The organism is Thioclava sp. ISO4 (genome assembly GCF_058105145.1).
Map to the genome: position 1 here is coordinate 1,163,365 of NZ_CM176571.1, position 16,456 is coordinate 1,179,820.

Genomic DNA, 16,456 nt, shown 5'->3' on the forward strand with positions numbered 1-16,456 from the left:
TTACTCGGTGCAGCCCGTAATCTCGACCGCGCCGCGATCCGAGAGCACGGTGATGCGCAGATCGCTGGGGTCGAGGTCGAAGGGCTTCGCGTCCGGCGGCACGAAGTCGGCGCTGGTCACGAGCGTGTCGCCCTCGCGGTGGCTGTCGGCCTCGGACACCCAGACCGGGCGCGAGGCGAGTTCCAGAAGCGCGTTTTCCGTGCCGATCGCGGGCGGCAGATCGACCCGCGCCGTCAGCCGGACCCCGTCGCGCGTCGGCTCTGTCTCGCAGCGCGTCTGCGGGTCGATCTTGCGCGGCTCGCGCGCGAGCGCCGCCTGAATTTTCGGATCGGGCGTGCCGTCTCCGGTGACCTCGGTCTGCAGATGCAGGCTGACCGGCACGCAGATATTGTCGCAGATCCCGATCATCACATCGGCTTTCAACTGCACCGGCTTGCCCGGGTCTTTCGGTGTCACCGAAATCGGCAGCACAACGCCGTTGTGATAGCCGACGGTGCGCATGCCGGAGGACAGGAAGACTTCCGGCGCGGGCCAGTGGACCACGGCCGAAGCGAGATTGCTCGACCCGGTGAACTGGATATGCGGCGGGATGCCCGCATCGCCCGGCGAGCGCCAATAGGTTTTCCAGCCGGGCGCGAGCGCGATCTCCAGCGCCGCCATGCGGGTGCCGTTGGCGCCTTTTCCGCCTGCGCGCAGCTGCGCCTGCTCCAGCCCCGGGGGCGTCGGCAGGGCTGGCATGGACGCGTCTTGCGGTGCGACCTGCTCCTGTGCGGCGATCTGTGCAACGGCTTCCTGGGCCGCCACGCCGAGCGGGCAGCAGCCAAGCAGGATTCCCATGACTGGTAACAAACGTGTCATATGTCTTACCTAGTCGCTTCCCTGCACGTTCAGAAGTCACAAACGCGACAGAAGCGTGCAACATTTTGTCCCGACGCGCCGCAATGCGAAACAATTCCTGCGTCTGGCTTGAAGTGACGCGCCGCTCGCGCCACCTTGAAAAGAGATGGGGTGCAACTGCGAAGGGGAGCGAGATGGACCTGACAGGCAAGTTTCTGATCGCGATGCCCGGTATGGGCGATCCGCGATTCGAGCATTCGGTGATCGCCGTCTGCGCCCATTCCGACGAGGGTGCGATGGGGCTGATCATCAACAAACCCTTGCCGACGCCCGCCTTCTCGGACCTTCTCGAAAGCCTCGATATCGAACGGCCCGGTGCGGATATCCGCTTCGATCAGCCGATCCTCTTTGGCGGCCCGGTCGAGACCGGGCGCGGCTTCGTGCTGCATTCGCCCGATTGGACGACCGGCGAGGGTCAGATGGAGGTCACCGACCGCCTGCGGATGACGGGCACGCGGGACATTCTCGAAGATATCGCGATGGGGCGCGGCCCGAACCAGGCGCTGATGGCGCTGGGCTATGCGGGCTGGGGGCCGGGTCAGCTGGAGGAGGAAATCCTCGACAATGGCTGGCTCACCGCAGACAGCGACGCCGACCTCGCGCTCGATGCCGAGCATGAGACCAAATGGGTGCGCGCGCTCGAAGGTATGGGGATCGACCCCAGAACGCTTTCGGCTGCGGCGGGTCATGCCTGAGGGCTTAACGGGGAGGGGGCTCTGCCCCCTCGGCGCGTCCGCGCCTCACCCCCGGGATGTTTAAGCCAAAACGAAGAGGCGATCAGTCGCGCGGGGCTGCTGCGCGGCGCAGGCGGTCGTTGATCGCGCGGCCGAGGCCGGTTTCCGGGATCGGGGCGAAGGCGAGCGTGGTGAGGCCGCGCGTCTGGGCGAGCGCGTCGCCCTTGCGCAGTAACGCGAAGAGGTTCGCCGCGGCCTCTGTCAGATCGCCCGAGGGCGAGAGGTTCAGATCGGCGGTCGTGCAATCGCCGCCGAAACCGATCCAGACCGCATCCGGGCGCGGTGCAGTCACGTCCAACAGCACGGCGGCGCCGGGCGCGTAATGCGATTTGAGCTGCCCCGGCGCGTTGGGCTTGGCCGCGTCGCCGCCGGTGGGCAGGGGCTGGCCGATCAGTGCCTCGATCTCTTCGGCCGCGACCCCGCCGGGGCGCAGCAGCGCGGGCGGATCGAGTGCGAGGATGGTGGATTCCACCCCGACCTCGCAGGGGCCGCCATCGATCACCGCCGCGATCTTGCCGCCGAGCCCGTCGATCACATGCTGGGCCGTGGTCGGGCTGATCTTGCCCGAGGGGTTCGCGGAAGGCGCAGCGAGCGGCCCGCCGAATTCGGTTAGTAGCGCGCGGGCGACCGGATGCGCGGGCAGGCGGATCGCGACCGTGTCATGCCCAGCCGTCACCAGATCGGAGAGCCCGGCCTCGGGGCGCAGCGGCAGCACCAGCGTCAGCGGTCCCGGCCAGTAGCGCGCGGCGATTTCGCGCGCGGCGTCGGAGACCACGGCGATCTCTTCCGCAGCCTCGATCGACGGCAGATGCACGATCAGCGGATTGAATTTCGGACGCCCTTTGGCCTCGAAGATCGCCGCCACCGCGCGGTCGTTGCGCGCATCACCTGCAAGCCCGTAGACCGTCTCGGTCGGCATCGCGACCAGCTCGCCCGCGCGCAGCAGGGCGGCTGCCTGCGCATAGCCCTCGGCATCGGCGGAAAGGAGTTTCGTGTCTTGGCTCATGCAGTCGTGACGCAGCGTTGGAGTTGAAGGGGGCTGCCCTTGCGGTAGGGTATCGGCAACCCGACAGGACATAGACGCGCGCGCGGCAATTGCCAAGCTGCCCGGAGGAGACCCATGACTTACCGTTCCCCCGTCACCGATATTCGCTTCATTCTCGACCACGTCGTGCCGCTCGCACCGGTCGCGGCTACCGAGATGTTCGCCGAGGCGACCCCCGATATGGTCGAGGCGATCCTCACCGAAGGCGGCAAGCTGTGCGACGAGGTGATCGCGCCGACCAATCGCGACGGCGATCTGACGCCCGCGAAACTGGAGAACGGCGTTGTGCGCTCGCCCGCCGGTTTCAAGGAGGCCTTCGCGGCGCTGGCCGAGGGCGGTTGGATCGGCATCGCGGCGGACCCGGAGCATGGCGGGATGGGGCTGCCGCAGGCGCTCAATGTCGGCTTCAACGATATGCTCTCGGGCGCGAACCTGTCGCTGCAGCTCAGCCCGCTGCTGACGCAGGGCCAGATCGAGGCGCTGGAGCATCACGCCTCCGACGAGATCAAGGCACTGTATCTGCCCAAGCTGATCTCGGGCGAATGGTCGGGCACGATGAACCTGACCGAGCCGGGGGCGGGCTCGGATGTGGGCGCGCTCAAGACCAAGGCGGTGCCGAACGATGACGGGACCTATGCGATCTCGGGGCAGAAGATTTTCATCACCTGGGGCGACAATGACTGCGTCGAGAATACCTGCCATCTCGTGCTCGCACGTCTTCCCGATGCGGCCCTCGGCACGAAAGGCATCAGCCTTTTCATGGTGCCGAAGCTGATCCCGGATGCCGACGGTAAACCGGGCGTGGCCAACTCGCTCAAAGTGGTCTCGCTGGAGCACAAGCTGGGCATCCACGGCTCGCCCACCTGCGTGATGAGCTATGAGGGTGCGACCGGCTGGCTCGTCGGTGAAGAGAACAAGGGGATGGCGGCGATGTTCACGATGATGAACAACGCGCGTCTGAACGTCGGCGCGCAGGGCATCGGCGTGGCCGAGGCCGCCTATCAGCAGGCACTGGCCTATGCGAAGGACCGGGTGCAATTCGCGCCGATCGTCGAGCATGCCGATGTGCGCCGGATGCTGGCGGGCATGAAGGCCGAGATTTTCGCGGCACGCTCGATCGCGCTGGCCTGTGGCGTCGCGATCGACATGGGGCGCGCGACGAATGATGCGAACTGGCAGGCCCGCGCGGCGCTGCTGACGCCGATCGCGAAGGCTTACGGCACCGATATGGGCATCCGCGTGGCCTCGACCGGCGTGCAGGTCCATGGCGGCATGGGCTTCATCGAGGAGACCGGTGCGGCGCAATATCTGCGCGATGTGCGGATCACCACGATCTACGAGGGCACCAACGGCATTCAGGCGATGGACCTTGTGGGCCGCAAGATGATGGACGAGGGCAAGGCCGCCTTCCGTCTGCTGCAGGAGATCGAGGACGAGGCGCAGGGCGCGCGCGAGGCCTTCCCGGTGCTGGCCGAAGACGTCTGGCAGGCCGCCGAGGAACTGCGCGAGCATACCGAATGGATGGTGAGCCAGGGCATGCAGGACCGTTTCGCGGGGGCCGTGCCCTATCTCGATGCCTTCGCGCGGGTGCTGGGTGGCTATTACCACCTGCGCGCCGCGATGGCCGAGGGGCGTGATTCCGCGCGCGGTCACTTGGCCGCCGTCTATATTCGTCGCCTGATGCCCGCCTATTCGGCTTCGCTGGCCCAGGCGAAGGAAGGGGCTGACGGGCTCTACGCGCTGAGCGTCGAAGATCTCGAGGCATGAGGGGCGACGGCGCTCCCGTGTCGACGAATGGCATCCGCTACCCTTGGGCGGAGCCGCCCGAGCCAGGCGGAGCGGTCGAGGTCGCGCCCGGGGTGATGTGGATCCGTCTGCCGTTGCCGATGGCGCTCGATCACGTCAATTGCTTCGCGCTCGATGAGGGCGATGGCTGGGCGCTGGTCGATCCCGGCATCGACACGCGCAAATGCCGCGCGGCGCTGCAGGCGGCGATGGACGGCCCGCTGGGCGGCAAGCCGGTCACCAAGGTTCTGGTGACGCATTACCACCCCGATCACATCGGGCTGGCGGGCTGGCTGCAGGAGCAGGGCGCGGAGCTGATCACGACCCGGACCTCGTGGCTGTTCGCGCGGATGCTGGAACTCGATCCGCAGGACCGGCCCGTGGCCGAGACTCTGACCTATTACCGGCGCGCCGGGATGGACCCGGCGCTTCTGGACAAACGCGCCAATGAACGGCCCTTCAACTTCGCCGATTGCGTCCACGCGCTGCCGCTTGGCTTCACCCGGATCGTGGAAGGCGACGAGATCACCCTCGGCGGGCGGCGCTGGGCGGTGAAGATGGGCGACGGGCACGCGCCCGAACATGCGACGCTGTGGAGCCTCGACGACGATCTGGTTCTTGGCGGCGATCAGCTTCTGCCTTCGATCTCGGCCAATCTCGGCGTCTATGCGACCGAACCCGAGGCCGATCCGCTCGCCGACTGGCTGACCTCCTGCGCGCGGTTTGCCGAGATCGCGGAGGATCGTCACCTCGTGCTGCCCGGCCACAAGCTGCTCTTCACCGGGCTGCCGCTGCGGCTGCGCCAGATGATCGAGAACCATGAAGGCGCGCTGAAACGTCTGCGCAAGCATCTCGACACCCCGCGCACCGCCTGCGAGTGCTTCCCGCCGCTGTTCAAACGCCAGATCGACGAGAGCACTCACGGGCTCGCGATGGTCGAAGCGATGGCGCATCTCAACCATCTTTGGCACAAAGGGGAGGTGAGCCGCACCTTGCGAGAGGACGGCGCCTGGCTCTGGAGCCTGAAATGACCGAGATACGCACTACCGCCGAAGCCCATGAGGAAGCCGCCCTTCCGAATGCGAAGGTGGTGCATACCTCGGAGAACGCGCCGAAGACCGCCGAGGTCAAACCGCTTCCGCCCGAACAGGCGCGCGGACGGCCCGAGGATAAGAGCCCGGCGCAATGGGCCTATGAGCGGGTCCTGCTCTATATCCAGAACTTCGAAGAGCAGTTGCAGGAAGACGAGGAGGTCGTGCTTGGCCTCACCGGCGGCGAGGCGGGCGTGCTGCAGATCGAGGGGATCGGCTTTTTCGACCCCGACATCCTCACCTTCTACGGCACGGACGAATACGGCGCGCACACGCAGCTTATCCAGCATGTAAACCAGCTCAATGTGATGCTGATCGCCCAGCCGAAACCGGCCGCAGACGAAGCGCCGCGCCGGATCGGCTTCCGGCTCGCCCGCGCGCTGGAGGAAGAAAATGCGTCTGACGACGCGAAGCCTCAAGACGAGGCGTGACAGCTTGTCGCGGCTCGGCTAGTTTTCCCTCTGGGAGACAGCGCAAAAGGGAGAACGCGCAATGGCCGAGTATAAACCGGGCAATATGGACATTCGTGATCAGGAGAGAACATTCAGCGGTTTTGTTCGCTTCGTTACGATTTCGGTGATTGTGATCATCTGCTTTCTGGTGTTTCTCGCTCTCGTAGGCGGCTGACGCGACCGGCGGCGGCTGAAAAAGACACGCTTGGGAACGGGAGATCGGGCAGATGATGCGCGTGCTTCTTGTCTGCCTGATGCTGCCGCTTCTTCTGGCTGGCTGCGGGGCGGATAACATCTATGCCTCGGATGCCGAGGTCGCCAAATATCGCTATGTTTCCGACGAGCCGCCTTCGGTTACGCTCTATACCGTGATCTCGACCAATACCGGGTCGGGCGGCCATTCGGCGCTGTTGATCAACGGGCGCGAGCGGATCATCTTCGATCCGGCAGGCACCTGGAATCATCCCTGGGCGCCCGAGCGCCACGATGTGCATTTCGGCATTACCGAGAAGATGCGGAAATTCTACATCGACTATCATGCCCGCGAAAGCTGGTATGTGCGGGCCCAGAAGCTTCCGATCACGATGGCGCAGGCCGATCAGCTGATGGCCCGCGTGGAGCGCAACGGTTCGGTCAACAAGATGATGTGTGCGGATTCGGTGTCGAGCGCGCTGCGCGACATGCCGTGGCTGCACGACAAGGTGCCCTTCACCTTCTCGCCGCTGAAATTGTCGAAGGCGTTCGGGCAGCTGCCGGGCGTGACCGAGAAGGATCACTACGACAACGATCCCGACGACAATTCCGGCGTGCTGATGATCCAGCAGCAGCCCTACAATCACGGCGACACCCAGTTCAGAAACTGACCGAGCCTTCAGACATCGCCTCGCCTGCGTGACAATGCGCGGGCGAGTGCGGGACCTGCGATCAGCACCAGCAGGAAGCGGCCAATCTGCATCGCCATGACGAAGGGCACATCGACCTGCGTGCCCGCTGCGATGATCGCGACCGAATCCGCTCCGCCGGGGCTGGTGGCGAGATAGGCGGTCACCGGCTCGATCCCGGCGAAATAGACCAATCCCATCGCGAAGGCGGCGCAGAGCGCGATCAGCGCGATGATCGAGCCGAGGATGCGTGGCAGCAGCCTTGCGGCATGGCGCAGCACGGCGCGGGTGAAGCGCATCCCGATCCCCCAGCCGACGACCGCATAGCTGATTGCGAGCACGGTCTGGGGCAGGGTGATCTCCAGAAGGCCCGTGGCGCTCGCGATCAAGCCGAAGGCCATCGGCAGCAGCAGCCCGCCACCCGGAATGCGCAGCCGCACGCCCAGAAAGGCCGCCCCGATCCCGAGCGCGAGCGTCTCGACCGCGGCGAAGAAGCCCATCGGGCCTTGCTCGGCGAGTGCCGCGCCGACATCCCTCGCCTGCGCCACGCCGAAAATCTGCACGACGGCAGTTGCGGCGATCGCACAGCAGGCGACGCGGGTATATTGCATCACGGCGACAAGCCGCATGTCAGCGCCGTAATCGTCCGACATAAGCGTCATCGCGGTCGCCGCGCCGGGGGAGGAGCCCCAGATCACCGTCGTGCCGGGCAAGCCGCCCGCACGCGCCATCACCCAGCCGAGCACGCTCGCCCCCAGCACGGTGGAGAGCGTCCCGGCAAGGAAGATCGGCCAGTCGCGGGCGATCTCGGGCAGGATCGAGGCGGGAAGCTTCGAGGCGATCATCACGCCCACGACACCCTGCGCCGCGATGAAGCCCAGAGGCGGCAGCCGCACCGCCCCGCCGCTCGCGGCAAGCGCGATCGCGACCGCCATCGGCCCCAGAAGAAGCGCCGCCGAGAGATGCGCGAGACTCAGCGCGAAGGCCAGAAGCGCGGAGCCTGCGAGGAGGACGGCCCAGCGCAATGCAGGGGGCCAGCGGTCGGGGGCGTATCGGAAGGGAGGCGATGAGCGCATAGGGGGCTTTGAAGACGGAAATCAGGTGCTTCCGAGCAGATAGGGCTCGTAGCGTCAAGCGCCCAGCGAAATAGGGGCGGAAATTGCCCGGCATATCGGCTTTGCGCAGCGCTCGTGGCGGGGTTCTGCCAGAGCCCGCGCAGAGATCTGCCAGCTTTCTTGTCGCAGCGGTGTGAGTTGAATTGATCCCTGCGCGAAACCGGGCACCCTAGAGCCAGTCCCGCTTTCAATGCGGGCAAAGACATATGGGAGGAAAGGATGTTCCAGAACATCAAGCTCGGCGCGTTGATCGCCGGGGCAGTGGCGCTGAGCGCGCCCGTCGCGAAAGCCGAGAACTTCATCAACATTCTCACCGGGGGCACCTCGGGCGTCTACTATCCGCTCGGCGTGGCGCTGTCGGAAGTCTATGGCGAGACCATGCCCGACGCGCGCGTGCAGGTGCAGTCGACCAAGGCATCGGTCGAGAACCTCAACCTGCTGCAGCAAGGCCGGGGGGAGCTGGCCTTCGCGCTGGGGGATTCGGTGAAGGACGCCTGGGAGGGCAACCCGGAGGCGGGCTTCAAGGCGCCGCTGGGCAAGCTGCGCGCCATCGCGGCGATCTACCCGAACTTCATTCAGGTCGCGGCCCTCAAGGATGCGGGTGCCACCACGATCACCGATCTCAAGGGCAAGAGCCTCTCTGTCGGCGCCGCGAAATCGGGCACCGAACTGAACGCGCGCAAGATCTTCGACGCGGCGGGCATGAGCTATGACGATCTGGGCAAGGTCGAGTATCTGCCGTTCTCGGAATCGGTCGAACTGATGAAGAACCGCCAGCTCGACGCGACCTTCCAGTCCTCGGGTCTCGGCAACGCGGCGCTGAAGGACCTCTCGACGACGCAGGAGGTGACCTTCGTCGCGATCCCGGCCGATATCGCCGAGAAACTGGGCGCGCCCTACAAGGCGGGCGTGATCCCGGCGGGCACCTATCCGGGCCAGGATGCGGATGTGCCGACCGTGGCGATCACGAATATCCTCGTGACCCGCGAAGGCGTGTCCGATGAGGAAGCCTACCAGATGACCAAGCAGCTCTTCGAGCATCTCGACACGCTCAAGGCGGCGCATTCGGCGGCCAATGGCATCTCGGCCGAGGCGGCGGTGCAGGGTCTTCCGATCCCGCTGCATCCGGGCGCCGAGCGTTACTACAAGGAAATCGGTATTCTGAAGTAACGCCGCGCAGACACATGGAGAGGGCGGCGCGTTCGGGCGGGTCGCCCTCGCCTTTCGAGGGAGGAGAGAGTGATGGATATGGATAAGGAAGCGGCGGTCGATGCCGTGGTGCATGACCCGCTGGCAGACGGGTTCCCGCATAGCCGCGAGGGGCGCGTGCTGTTCTGGCTCGCGGTGGCCTTCTCGGTCTGGCAGATCGCCTTCGCCGCGCATGTGATCAACCCCTCGAGCCAGGTCGCGCGGGCTGTCCATGTGGGCTTCCTGCTGGCGCTTGGCTTCCCGCTTCTCTCGCTTGCCAAGGGCTATGGTCCGCTCGGGCGTTCCGTCGCTTACCTGCTCGCGGCCGGTGGCGTGGCCGTCGCCGCCTATCAATGGATCGAATACACGCCGCTCCTGCTGCGTGCAGGCGATCCGAACACGCTCGATCTCGTCGTCGGCGTGGTGCTTCTGATCACCGTCTTCACCGCCGCCTGGATGCTGATGGGCCCGGCGCTTCCGATCATCGCGGGCACATTCTTCGCCTATGCGATGTTCGGGCAATACCTGCCCTCGCCGCTCAACCATCGCGGCTACGCTTTCGAGCAGGTTATCGAGCAGATGAGCTTCGGCACCGAAGGGATCTACGGCATCCCCACCTATGTCTCGGCGACGTATATCTTCCTCTTCATCCTCTTCGGTTCGTTCCTCGAGAAAGCCGGGATGATCAAGCTCTTTACCGATGTCTCGCTTGGGATGGTCGGCCACAAGATGGGCGGGGCCGCGAAGGTCTCTGTGCTGTCCTCGGGGCTGATGGGCACGATCTCGGGCTCGGGCGTGGCCAATGTCGTCACCACCGGGCAATTCACCATTCCGCTGATGAAGCGCTTCGGCTATCGCCCGGCCTTCGCGGGCGGCGTCGAGGCGACCTCGTCGATGGGCGGGCAGATCATGCCGCCGGTGATGGGGGCGGTGGCCTTCATCATGGCCGAGACGCTAGGCGTCGATTACGTCGAGGTGGTGAAAGCCGCGCTGATCCCGGCGATTCTCTATTTCGCGGGTGCCTTCTGGATGGTGCATCTGGAGGCGGGCAAGCGCGACCTGCGCGGCCTTGCCAAATCCGAGCTGCCCTCCCCGCGCAAGGCGTTGAAAGAGGGCTGGTATCTGCTGCTGCCGCTCGCTGTGCTCGTCTACCTGCTGTTCTCGGGCTACACGCCGCTGTTTGCGGGCACGGTGGGCCTGTCGCTGACGGGGCTTCTGATCCTTGGCGGGTCGGTCGCGCTGGGGCTACCCAATCAGGTGCTGCGGATGATCTTCTGGGTGGTGATCGCGCTGGTCGCAGCCGCTTTCTTCGAGATCGGCATCTGGGCGGTGCTGGGCGCGGTGGCCGTGCTGGTCGCGATCAATGCCTTCAACAAGGGCGGGCGCGAGACGCTGGCGATCTGCCGCGACAGCCTTGCCGATGGCGCGCGCACCGCACTGCCCGTGGGGATTGCCTGCGCGCTGGTTGGCGTCATCATCGGCGTGATGACCCTAACGGGCGCGGCCACCACCTTCGGCCAGTTCATCGTCGGTGTCGGCAAGTCGAGCCTGTTCCTTTCGCTGATCCTGACGATGATCACCTGCGTCGTGCTGGGCATGGGGATCCCGACGATCCCGAACTATATCATCACCTCCTCGATCGCGGGTCCGGCGCTGCTTGATCTCGGCGTGCCGCTGATCGTGAGCCACATGTTCGTCTTCTATTTCGGCATCCTCGCGGATCTGACGCCACCCGTCGCGCTCGCCTGTTTCGCCGCCGCGCCCATCGCGAAGGAAAGCGGGCTGAGGATCAGTTTCGAGGCGATCAAGGTCGCCGCCGCCGGTTTCGTCGTGCCCTTCATGGCGGTCTATACGCCCGCGCTGATGCTGCAGGATGGTGGCCCGCTCGCCGCCGAGATCGGCTACTGGCCCGCGGTCGCCTATATCATCATCAAGGCGCTGCTGGCGCTCGCGCTCTGGGGCGTAGCGGTGATCGGTTGGCTGGGCCGTCCGCTGGCGCTGTGGGAACGTGCGCTGGCGATGGTCGCGGGCTTCACCCTGATCGCGGCGCTGCCGCTGACCGATGAGATCGGCTTCGCGTTGGTTGTGGCCTTTGGCGCGACGCTCTGGTTGCGCCGCGCGCGGGCCACGGCATGAGCGCGACCTGCCTCATGGTCGGGGCGGCGATGATCGCGCTGGCCCCCTCGGGCCAGTTCTCGCTGGAATGGACCCATTCGGTCGAGAAAGAGGGCTGGCGCGAGCATTGGCAGGTGACCGATCACAACACGCTGCGCCTTGTGGGCGCGGCGGTGAAAGGCTCGGGCGCGGGGATGGAGCCGGGCCCGGGCGGTCATTTCGAGGGTGGCTGGTGGGTCTGGAGCACGACCGGCCCCGACGTGCCCGATCTGGAACTGGCGGCCTCGGGCGCGACTGTCTCGGGCTGGACTTTGTGCTCGGTCGACTGTCAGGTGATCGGAGCCGTGCGCGAGGCGCCGATCCGGATCGCGCCTTGCCCCGCCGCGCCGGACGACGGCTGAGAGCGATCGAGAGGGAGGGCGCATGGCCAAGCCTGCCGCGCGCATGACATTCTGGCGAGTGATCGCGGTCTGCGCGATCTCCGTCGCGGCGGCGGTGGGTGCATGGCGCATCGCGCTGTCGGGCATCGACGCGCGGCTTGACCGCAGCCTGATCCTGACCCTGCGCGCGCTGGAAACCGAGATTGACCGCTTCCGCTACCTGCCCGCCGTAGTCGGGCAGGATGCCCGCATCCGCGCGGTGATCGGCACGCCCGATGCACCCGGCGCGGATCTCGCGGCGAACCGCTACCTTGCCGAGGTGCTGGGGCTCTCGGGGGCCGATCAGCTTTACCTGATGGACGGGCAGGGGGTGACGCTGGCGGCCTCGAACTGGGACAGCCCGGCCTCTTTCGTAGGCCACGATTACAGCTTCCGCCCCTATTTCCGCGACGCGATCGCCACCGGGCAGGGCGCCTTCTACGCGATCGGCGTGACCACCGGGGTTCCGGGTTATTTCCTGTCCGCGCGGATCGGGGATCGCGATGGTCCGCCCGGTGTGGTGGTGGTGAAGGTCGATCTCGACCCGCTGCAACAGGCCTGGGCGCAGGCGGGCCAGGCGGTGGCGGTGGCCGATCCCGATGGGGTGGTGTTCCTCTCGGGCAATCCCGACTGGCTCTATCACCCGCTCCATCCGCTTGCCCCCGAGGCCCGCGCGCGGCTGGCCGACCTGAAGACCTATCCCGGGCGCGATCCCGCGAAACAGGGGCCGCTGATGCAAGGCAGTGCCGCGTGGATGTTCGATGCGAGCGGCGCGCGGCTGCGCAGCCAGACTGCTGCTTTCGGCGAGGGCTGGACGGTGGTGGCCGCCGCCCCGGTGCAGCCCGCGATGCTCTCGGCGCTGATCGCGGGGGTGACGGCGGCGCTGGCCTCGGTGCTCGGTCTGGCGCTGACGAAAACGCAGGCGCAGCGGCGGCAGCTCGTGGCGCTGCGCCTGCGCCAATCCGAGATGCTGGAGCGCAAGGTGGCCGAGCGCACCCGCGCTCTTGGCCGCGAGATCGAGGCCCGCCGCCATACCGAAGCCGAATTGCGCGCCGCCCAGGAAGGCTTGATCCATTCCGAGAAGATGGCCGCGCTTGGCCGGATGTCGGCCGCGATCGTGCATGAGGTGAGCCAGCCGCTTGCCGCGATGGAGGCAACCCTTGCCGCCGCCGAGATGGGCGCCGCGCGCAGCACCGAAAAGACGGTCGCCCGCATCGAGACCGCGCGCAACCTGATCCGCCGGATGCAGCGCACGATCAAGCACCTCAAAAGCTTCTCGCGCAAGGACACAGCCGCGCTGGAGCGGGTCGAGATCGGCGCCGTAGCGGCAAGCGCGCTGGAACTGGTTGCACCGCGGGCTAGAGCGCTCGGGATCAAGCCGCGCGTGGTTGTCCCCGATGGTCCGCTTTTCGCCAATGCGGGACGGGTGCGGCTGGAACAGGTGTTGGTAAACCTGCTCTTGAATGCGCTTGATGCGGTCGAGGGCCAGCCCGCGCCCGAAGTCGAGCTGCGTCTGGAAGGCGCGGAAAATGAACTGCATCTGAGCGTCCGCGACAACGGCCCCGGTATCGCGCCCGAAGACGTGCCGCGCGTGATCGAGCCATTTTTCTCGACCAAGGAGGAGGGTTCGGGGCTGGGTCTCGGGCTTGCGATCTCGCAGGCGATCCTGTCTGAGATCGGCGGGCGTCTCGATATCCGCTCGACGCCGGGGGAGGGCACGCAGATGATCGTGACGCTCACACGGGTGCGCGAAAAGGAGCCGGTATGACCGCACTGATCCATGTCGTGGAAGATGATGACGACCACCGCGCGGCGCTTGCCGATCTGATCGAGGCGGGCGGCTATGACTGCGAGGGGTTTGCCAATGCGCAGGCGGCGCTCGATGCGCCCGCGCTGCCCGATCTGGTGGTCAGCGATCTGCGGATGCCGGGGATCGACGGGTTCGGCCTGCTCGAGGCGCTCAAGGCGCGCAGCCCCGATCTGCCGGTCCTGATGATCACCGGGCATGGCGATGTCTCGCATGCGGTGAAGGCGATGCAATTGGGGGCCGAGGATTTTCTCGAGAAGCCCTACGACGCGCAACATCTGCTGGCGGTGGTCGACCGGGCGCTTCGGGCCCGCGCGACCCGGGCCGAGCTGGGGCGGCTGCAAGACGAGATCGCGCGGCGCGACGGGGCGGAGATCCTTGGTCAGTCGGCGGCGATCGCGGCGCTGCGCGCGCGAATCGCGGCGCTCGGCCCGCTGGAGATCGACCTCGTGGTGACGGGGGAAACCGGGACGGGGAAGGAACTCGTCGCCCGTGCGCTTCATGCGGTTAGCCCCCGCGCGCAGGGGCCGTTCGTAGCGCTCAATTGCGCCGCGCTGCCTGAGACGCTGTTCGAGATCGAGATCTTCGGCCATGTCGCGGGCGCTTTCCCTGGCGCTCAGGACAAGCCCGGCAAGCTGGAGGCGGCCTCGGGCGGCACGCTGGTGTTCGACGAGGTCGAGGCTATGCCGGCGGCGGTGCAGCCGAAATTGCTGCGCGCCTTGCAGGAACGTCAGGTGGAGCGGCTGGGCGAAAACCGTCTGCGCCCGCTCGACCTGCGGATCATCGCTCTGACGAAATCGGATCTGCGCGCGCGCACGCTCGATGACAGCTTCCGCGCCGATCTGTTCTATCGCTTCGCCGGGGCCGAGATCACGCTCGATCCGCTGCGCTCTCTGGGCGAGGATATCGTTCTGCTGTTTCGCCATTTCGCCGAGCTTGCCGCGCGCCGCTATGGCCGTGATCTCCCGGACCTGCCCTATAGCTTGCGCGAACAGCTCAAGCGCCGCCCCTGGCCCGGCAATGTCCGCGAACTGAAAGCGGCGGCGGAACGCTTCGCGCTGGGCCTTGATCTGCCCGATGCGCCGACCGAGGCACCCTCGGCTCCGCAAAGCCTCGCCGACAAGGTCGCGGCCTATGAGGCGCGCGAGATCAGCGCCACGCTCGAACGCTGCCGGGGCAATACCGAACGGGCCGCCCAGGCGCTCGGCATCGCGCGGCGCACGCTCAACGACAAGATCAGCCGCTACGGGATTCGCGCCGATTAGGCGGTGGTTTTACTCGGAAAGGGGGAAGTGGTGCTGCTGGAGAGACTTGAACTCTCGACCTCTCCCTTACCAAGGGAGTGCTCTACCGCTGAGCTACAGCAGCGCCGGTTTCGGTCCGTCGCTTCGACCGTGGCGGGGATTTAGACGCAATCGCGCGGGGGTGCAAGGGCAAATCTTGCTCTCTCTCGACAGGATTTCACAGGCGGGTTAAACGAGGCGCCATGACAGGCGGAAAGAAAGATGGATCGGGCACCTCCCGCGATGCGGAATTGAGCCGCGAAGAGCGTCGGGCGCAGGCGCTGCGCGCGAATCTGCAGCGGCGCAAGGCGCAGGCGCGCGCCCGCAAATCCGAATCCAAGCCGCCGAATAACAACGAATCCGAGGGCAGTTGACATGGACAGCATCGTCGTACGCGGCAACGGGCCACTTTCCGGCCAAATCCCGATCGCGGGGGCGAAAAACGCCTGTCTCGCGCTGATGCCGGCCACGCTGCTCAGCGATGAGCCGCTGACCCTGACCAATGCGCCGCGCCTGTCGGACATCCGCACGATGACCGAATTGCTGGCGAGCCTCGGCGCGGAAGTGACTGCGCTGCAGGATGGCAAGGTTCTGGCGACCTCGTGTCATGGCGAGATCAACCCGGTCGCGGATTATGAAATCGTCCGCAAGATGCGCGCCTCGAATCTGGTGCTGGGGCCGCTGCTGGCACGTCTGGGCCATGCGGTCGTGTCGCTGCCCGGCGGCTGTGCGATCGGCGCGCGCCCGATGGATATCCATGTCGACGCGCTCGCGGCGCTCGGGGCGGAGATCGAGCTGAAGGATGGCTATCTGCATGCCGAAGCGAAGGGCGGGCTGAAAGGCGCCACCCACGAGATGCGCTTTGCGTCCGTTGGCGCGACCGAGAACTTCCTGATGGCGGCCTCGCTCGCGAAGGGCACGAGCGTGCTGAAGAACGCAGCCCGCGAGCCGGAAATCGTCGATCTGGCGAAATGCCTGCGTGCGATGGGTGCGCAGATCGAGGGCGACGGCACCTCTGAAATCGTGATCGAGGGCAAGGATCGGCTGCACGGCGCGACTCACCCGGTGGTCGCCGACCGGATCGAGCTCGGCACCTATATGCTCGCACCCGCGATCTGCGGCGGCGAGGTGGAGTGCCTGGGCGGTCGAATCGATCTGCTGGAGAGCTTCTGCGAGAAACTCGACGCGGCGGGCATCTCGGTCGAGCAGACCCATACCGGCCTCAAGGTCGCGCGCAAGAATGGCCGCATCCGCGCGGTCGACGTAACGACCGAGCCGTTCCCCGGCTTCCCGACCGATCTTCAGGCGCAGATGATGGCGCTTCTTTGCACCGCCGAGGGCACCAGCGTTCTGGAAGAGAAGATTTTCGAGAATCGCTTCATGCACGCGCCTGAACTGGTGCGGATGGGGGCGAATATAGACGTCCATGGCGGTCATGCGACGGTCCATGGCGTCGAGAAGCTCAAAGGCGCGCCGGTGATGGCGACCGACCTGCGGGCCTCCGTGTCGCTGATCCTCGCAGGGCTGGCCGCGGAAGGCGAGACCGTCGTCAGCCGTGTCTATCACCTCGATCGCGGCTATGAGCGCGTCGAGGAGAAACTGGCGGGCGTCGGTGCGCATATCGAGCGCGTGAAAGCGAATTGA

The 16,456-nt window shown here is 66.3% G+C and carries 16 protein-coding genes and 1 tRNA gene; 13 read left to right on the forward strand and 4 right to left on the reverse strand.

What is annotated here, in order from left to right:
- Nucleotides 1–858, reverse strand: a complete 858-nt coding sequence (locus AC2TZ7_RS05880; RefSeq protein WP_489866213.1) for a protein-disulfide reductase DsbD domain-containing protein — start codon at nucleotides 856–858, stop codon at nucleotides 1–3.
- Between the two features lie 173 nt (nucleotides 859–1,031).
- Here AC2TZ7_RS05880 and AC2TZ7_RS05885 point away from each other — a divergent pair, with 173 nt between their 5' ends.
- Nucleotides 1,032–1,592, forward strand: a complete 561-nt coding sequence (locus AC2TZ7_RS05885) for a YqgE/AlgH family protein (protein WP_078521749.1) — start codon at nucleotides 1,032–1,034, stop codon at nucleotides 1,590–1,592.
- An 82-nt stretch (nucleotides 1,593–1,674) separates the two neighbouring features.
- Here the strand turns inward: AC2TZ7_RS05885 and AC2TZ7_RS05890 are convergent, their stop codons facing one another.
- Nucleotides 1,675–2,637 carry an L-threonylcarbamoyladenylate synthase gene (locus AC2TZ7_RS05890; protein WP_489866214.1) on the reverse strand — a complete coding sequence of 321 codons (963 nt, stop codon included), beginning with the start codon at nucleotides 2,635–2,637 and terminating at the stop codon, nucleotides 1,675–1,677.
- Between the two features lie 114 nt (nucleotides 2,638–2,751).
- Between AC2TZ7_RS05890 and AC2TZ7_RS05895 the strand changes: the two genes are divergently transcribed.
- The 5 genes from AC2TZ7_RS05895 to AC2TZ7_RS05915 all read left to right on the forward strand — a co-directional run bounded on the left by AC2TZ7_RS05895 (nucleotide 2,752) and on the right by AC2TZ7_RS05915 (nucleotide 6,867).
- Nucleotides 2,752–4,443 (forward strand): acyl-CoA dehydrogenase, encoded by a 1,692-nt coding sequence (locus AC2TZ7_RS05895; protein WP_489866215.1) that lies wholly within the window; start codon nucleotides 2,752–2,754, stop codon nucleotides 4,441–4,443.
- Nucleotides 4,440–5,492 (forward strand): MBL fold metallo-hydrolase, encoded by a 1,053-nt coding sequence (locus AC2TZ7_RS05900; protein ID WP_489866216.1) that lies wholly within the window; start codon nucleotides 4,440–4,442, stop codon nucleotides 5,490–5,492. The genes AC2TZ7_RS05895 and AC2TZ7_RS05900 overlap by 4 nt, the downstream gene beginning before the upstream one ends.
- Nucleotides 5,489–5,983: a DUF6173 family protein gene (locus AC2TZ7_RS05905; RefSeq protein ID WP_489866217.1), complete on the forward strand. Its 495-nt coding sequence runs from the start codon at nucleotides 5,489–5,491 to the stop codon at nucleotides 5,981–5,983. Before AC2TZ7_RS05900 ends, AC2TZ7_RS05905 begins: the two co-directional genes overlap by 4 nt.
- 61 nt (nucleotides 5,984–6,044) lie before the next feature.
- The gene (locus AC2TZ7_RS05910; RefSeq protein WP_078521743.1) at nucleotides 6,045–6,179 is read left to right on the forward strand and encodes an aa3-type cytochrome c oxidase subunit IV; all 135 of its coding nucleotides are present in this window, start codon (nucleotides 6,045–6,047) and stop codon (nucleotides 6,177–6,179) included.
- A gap of 52 nt (nucleotides 6,180–6,231) precedes the next feature.
- Nucleotides 6,232–6,867: a hypothetical protein gene (locus AC2TZ7_RS05915; RefSeq protein ID WP_246831640.1), complete on the forward strand. Its 636-nt coding sequence runs from the start codon at nucleotides 6,232–6,234 to the stop codon at nucleotides 6,865–6,867.
- A gap of 8 nt (nucleotides 6,868–6,875) precedes the next feature.
- Here AC2TZ7_RS05915 and AC2TZ7_RS05920 read toward each other — a convergent pair whose 3' ends face one another.
- Nucleotides 6,876–7,910: an AbrB family transcriptional regulator gene (locus AC2TZ7_RS05920; RefSeq protein WP_489866218.1), complete on the reverse strand. Its 1,035-nt coding sequence runs from the start codon at nucleotides 7,908–7,910 to the stop codon at nucleotides 6,876–6,878.
- Between the two features lie 309 nt (nucleotides 7,911–8,219).
- Between AC2TZ7_RS05920 and AC2TZ7_RS05925 the strand changes: the two genes are divergently transcribed.
- The 5 genes from AC2TZ7_RS05925 to AC2TZ7_RS05945 all read left to right on the forward strand — a co-directional run bounded on the left by AC2TZ7_RS05925 (nucleotide 8,220) and on the right by AC2TZ7_RS05945 (nucleotide 14,794).
- Nucleotides 8,220–9,170 carry a TAXI family TRAP transporter solute-binding subunit gene (locus AC2TZ7_RS05925; protein ID WP_489866219.1) on the forward strand — a complete coding sequence of 317 codons (951 nt, stop codon included), beginning with the start codon at nucleotides 8,220–8,222 and terminating at the stop codon, nucleotides 9,168–9,170.
- A 72-nt stretch (nucleotides 9,171–9,242) separates the two neighbouring features.
- Nucleotides 9,243–11,324 (forward strand): TRAP transporter permease, encoded by a 2,082-nt coding sequence (locus AC2TZ7_RS05930; RefSeq protein WP_489866220.1) that lies wholly within the window; start codon nucleotides 9,243–9,245, stop codon nucleotides 11,322–11,324.
- Entirely contained in the window at nucleotides 11,321–11,704 is a 384-nt protein-coding gene (locus AC2TZ7_RS05935) for a DUF1850 domain-containing protein (protein WP_489866221.1), read from the forward strand. The genes AC2TZ7_RS05930 and AC2TZ7_RS05935 overlap by 4 nt, the downstream gene beginning before the upstream one ends.
- Before the next feature lie 22 nt (nucleotides 11,705–11,726).
- Nucleotides 11,727–13,490 carry an ATP-binding protein gene (locus tag AC2TZ7_RS05940; protein ID WP_489866222.1) on the forward strand — a complete coding sequence of 588 codons (1,764 nt, stop codon included), beginning with the start codon at nucleotides 11,727–11,729 and terminating at the stop codon, nucleotides 13,488–13,490.
- On the forward strand, nucleotides 13,487–14,794 hold the full coding sequence (locus tag AC2TZ7_RS05945) for a sigma-54-dependent transcriptional regulator (RefSeq protein WP_489866223.1): 1,308 nt from the start codon (nucleotides 13,487–13,489) through the stop codon (nucleotides 14,792–14,794). Before AC2TZ7_RS05940 ends, AC2TZ7_RS05945 begins: the two co-directional genes overlap by 4 nt.
- Before the next feature lie 28 nt (nucleotides 14,795–14,822).
- Here the strand turns inward: AC2TZ7_RS05945 and AC2TZ7_RS05950 are convergent.
- A tRNA-Thr gene (locus AC2TZ7_RS05950) sits at nucleotides 14,823–14,897 on the reverse strand.
- 118 nt (nucleotides 14,898–15,015) lie between these two features.
- On the opposite strand from AC2TZ7_RS05950, the gene AC2TZ7_RS05955 reads away from it, so the two are divergent.
- Together AC2TZ7_RS05955 and murA are read left to right on the forward strand one after the other, a co-directional pair.
- On the forward strand, nucleotides 15,016–15,186 hold the full coding sequence (locus AC2TZ7_RS05955; protein WP_165756964.1) for a hypothetical protein: 171 nt from the start codon (nucleotides 15,016–15,018) through the stop codon (nucleotides 15,184–15,186).
- 1 nt (nucleotide 15,187) lies between these two features.
- The gene (gene murA / locus AC2TZ7_RS05960; RefSeq protein WP_083077647.1) at nucleotides 15,188–16,456 is read left to right on the forward strand and encodes a UDP-N-acetylglucosamine 1-carboxyvinyltransferase; all 1,269 of its coding nucleotides are present in this window, start codon (nucleotides 15,188–15,190) and stop codon (nucleotides 16,454–16,456) included.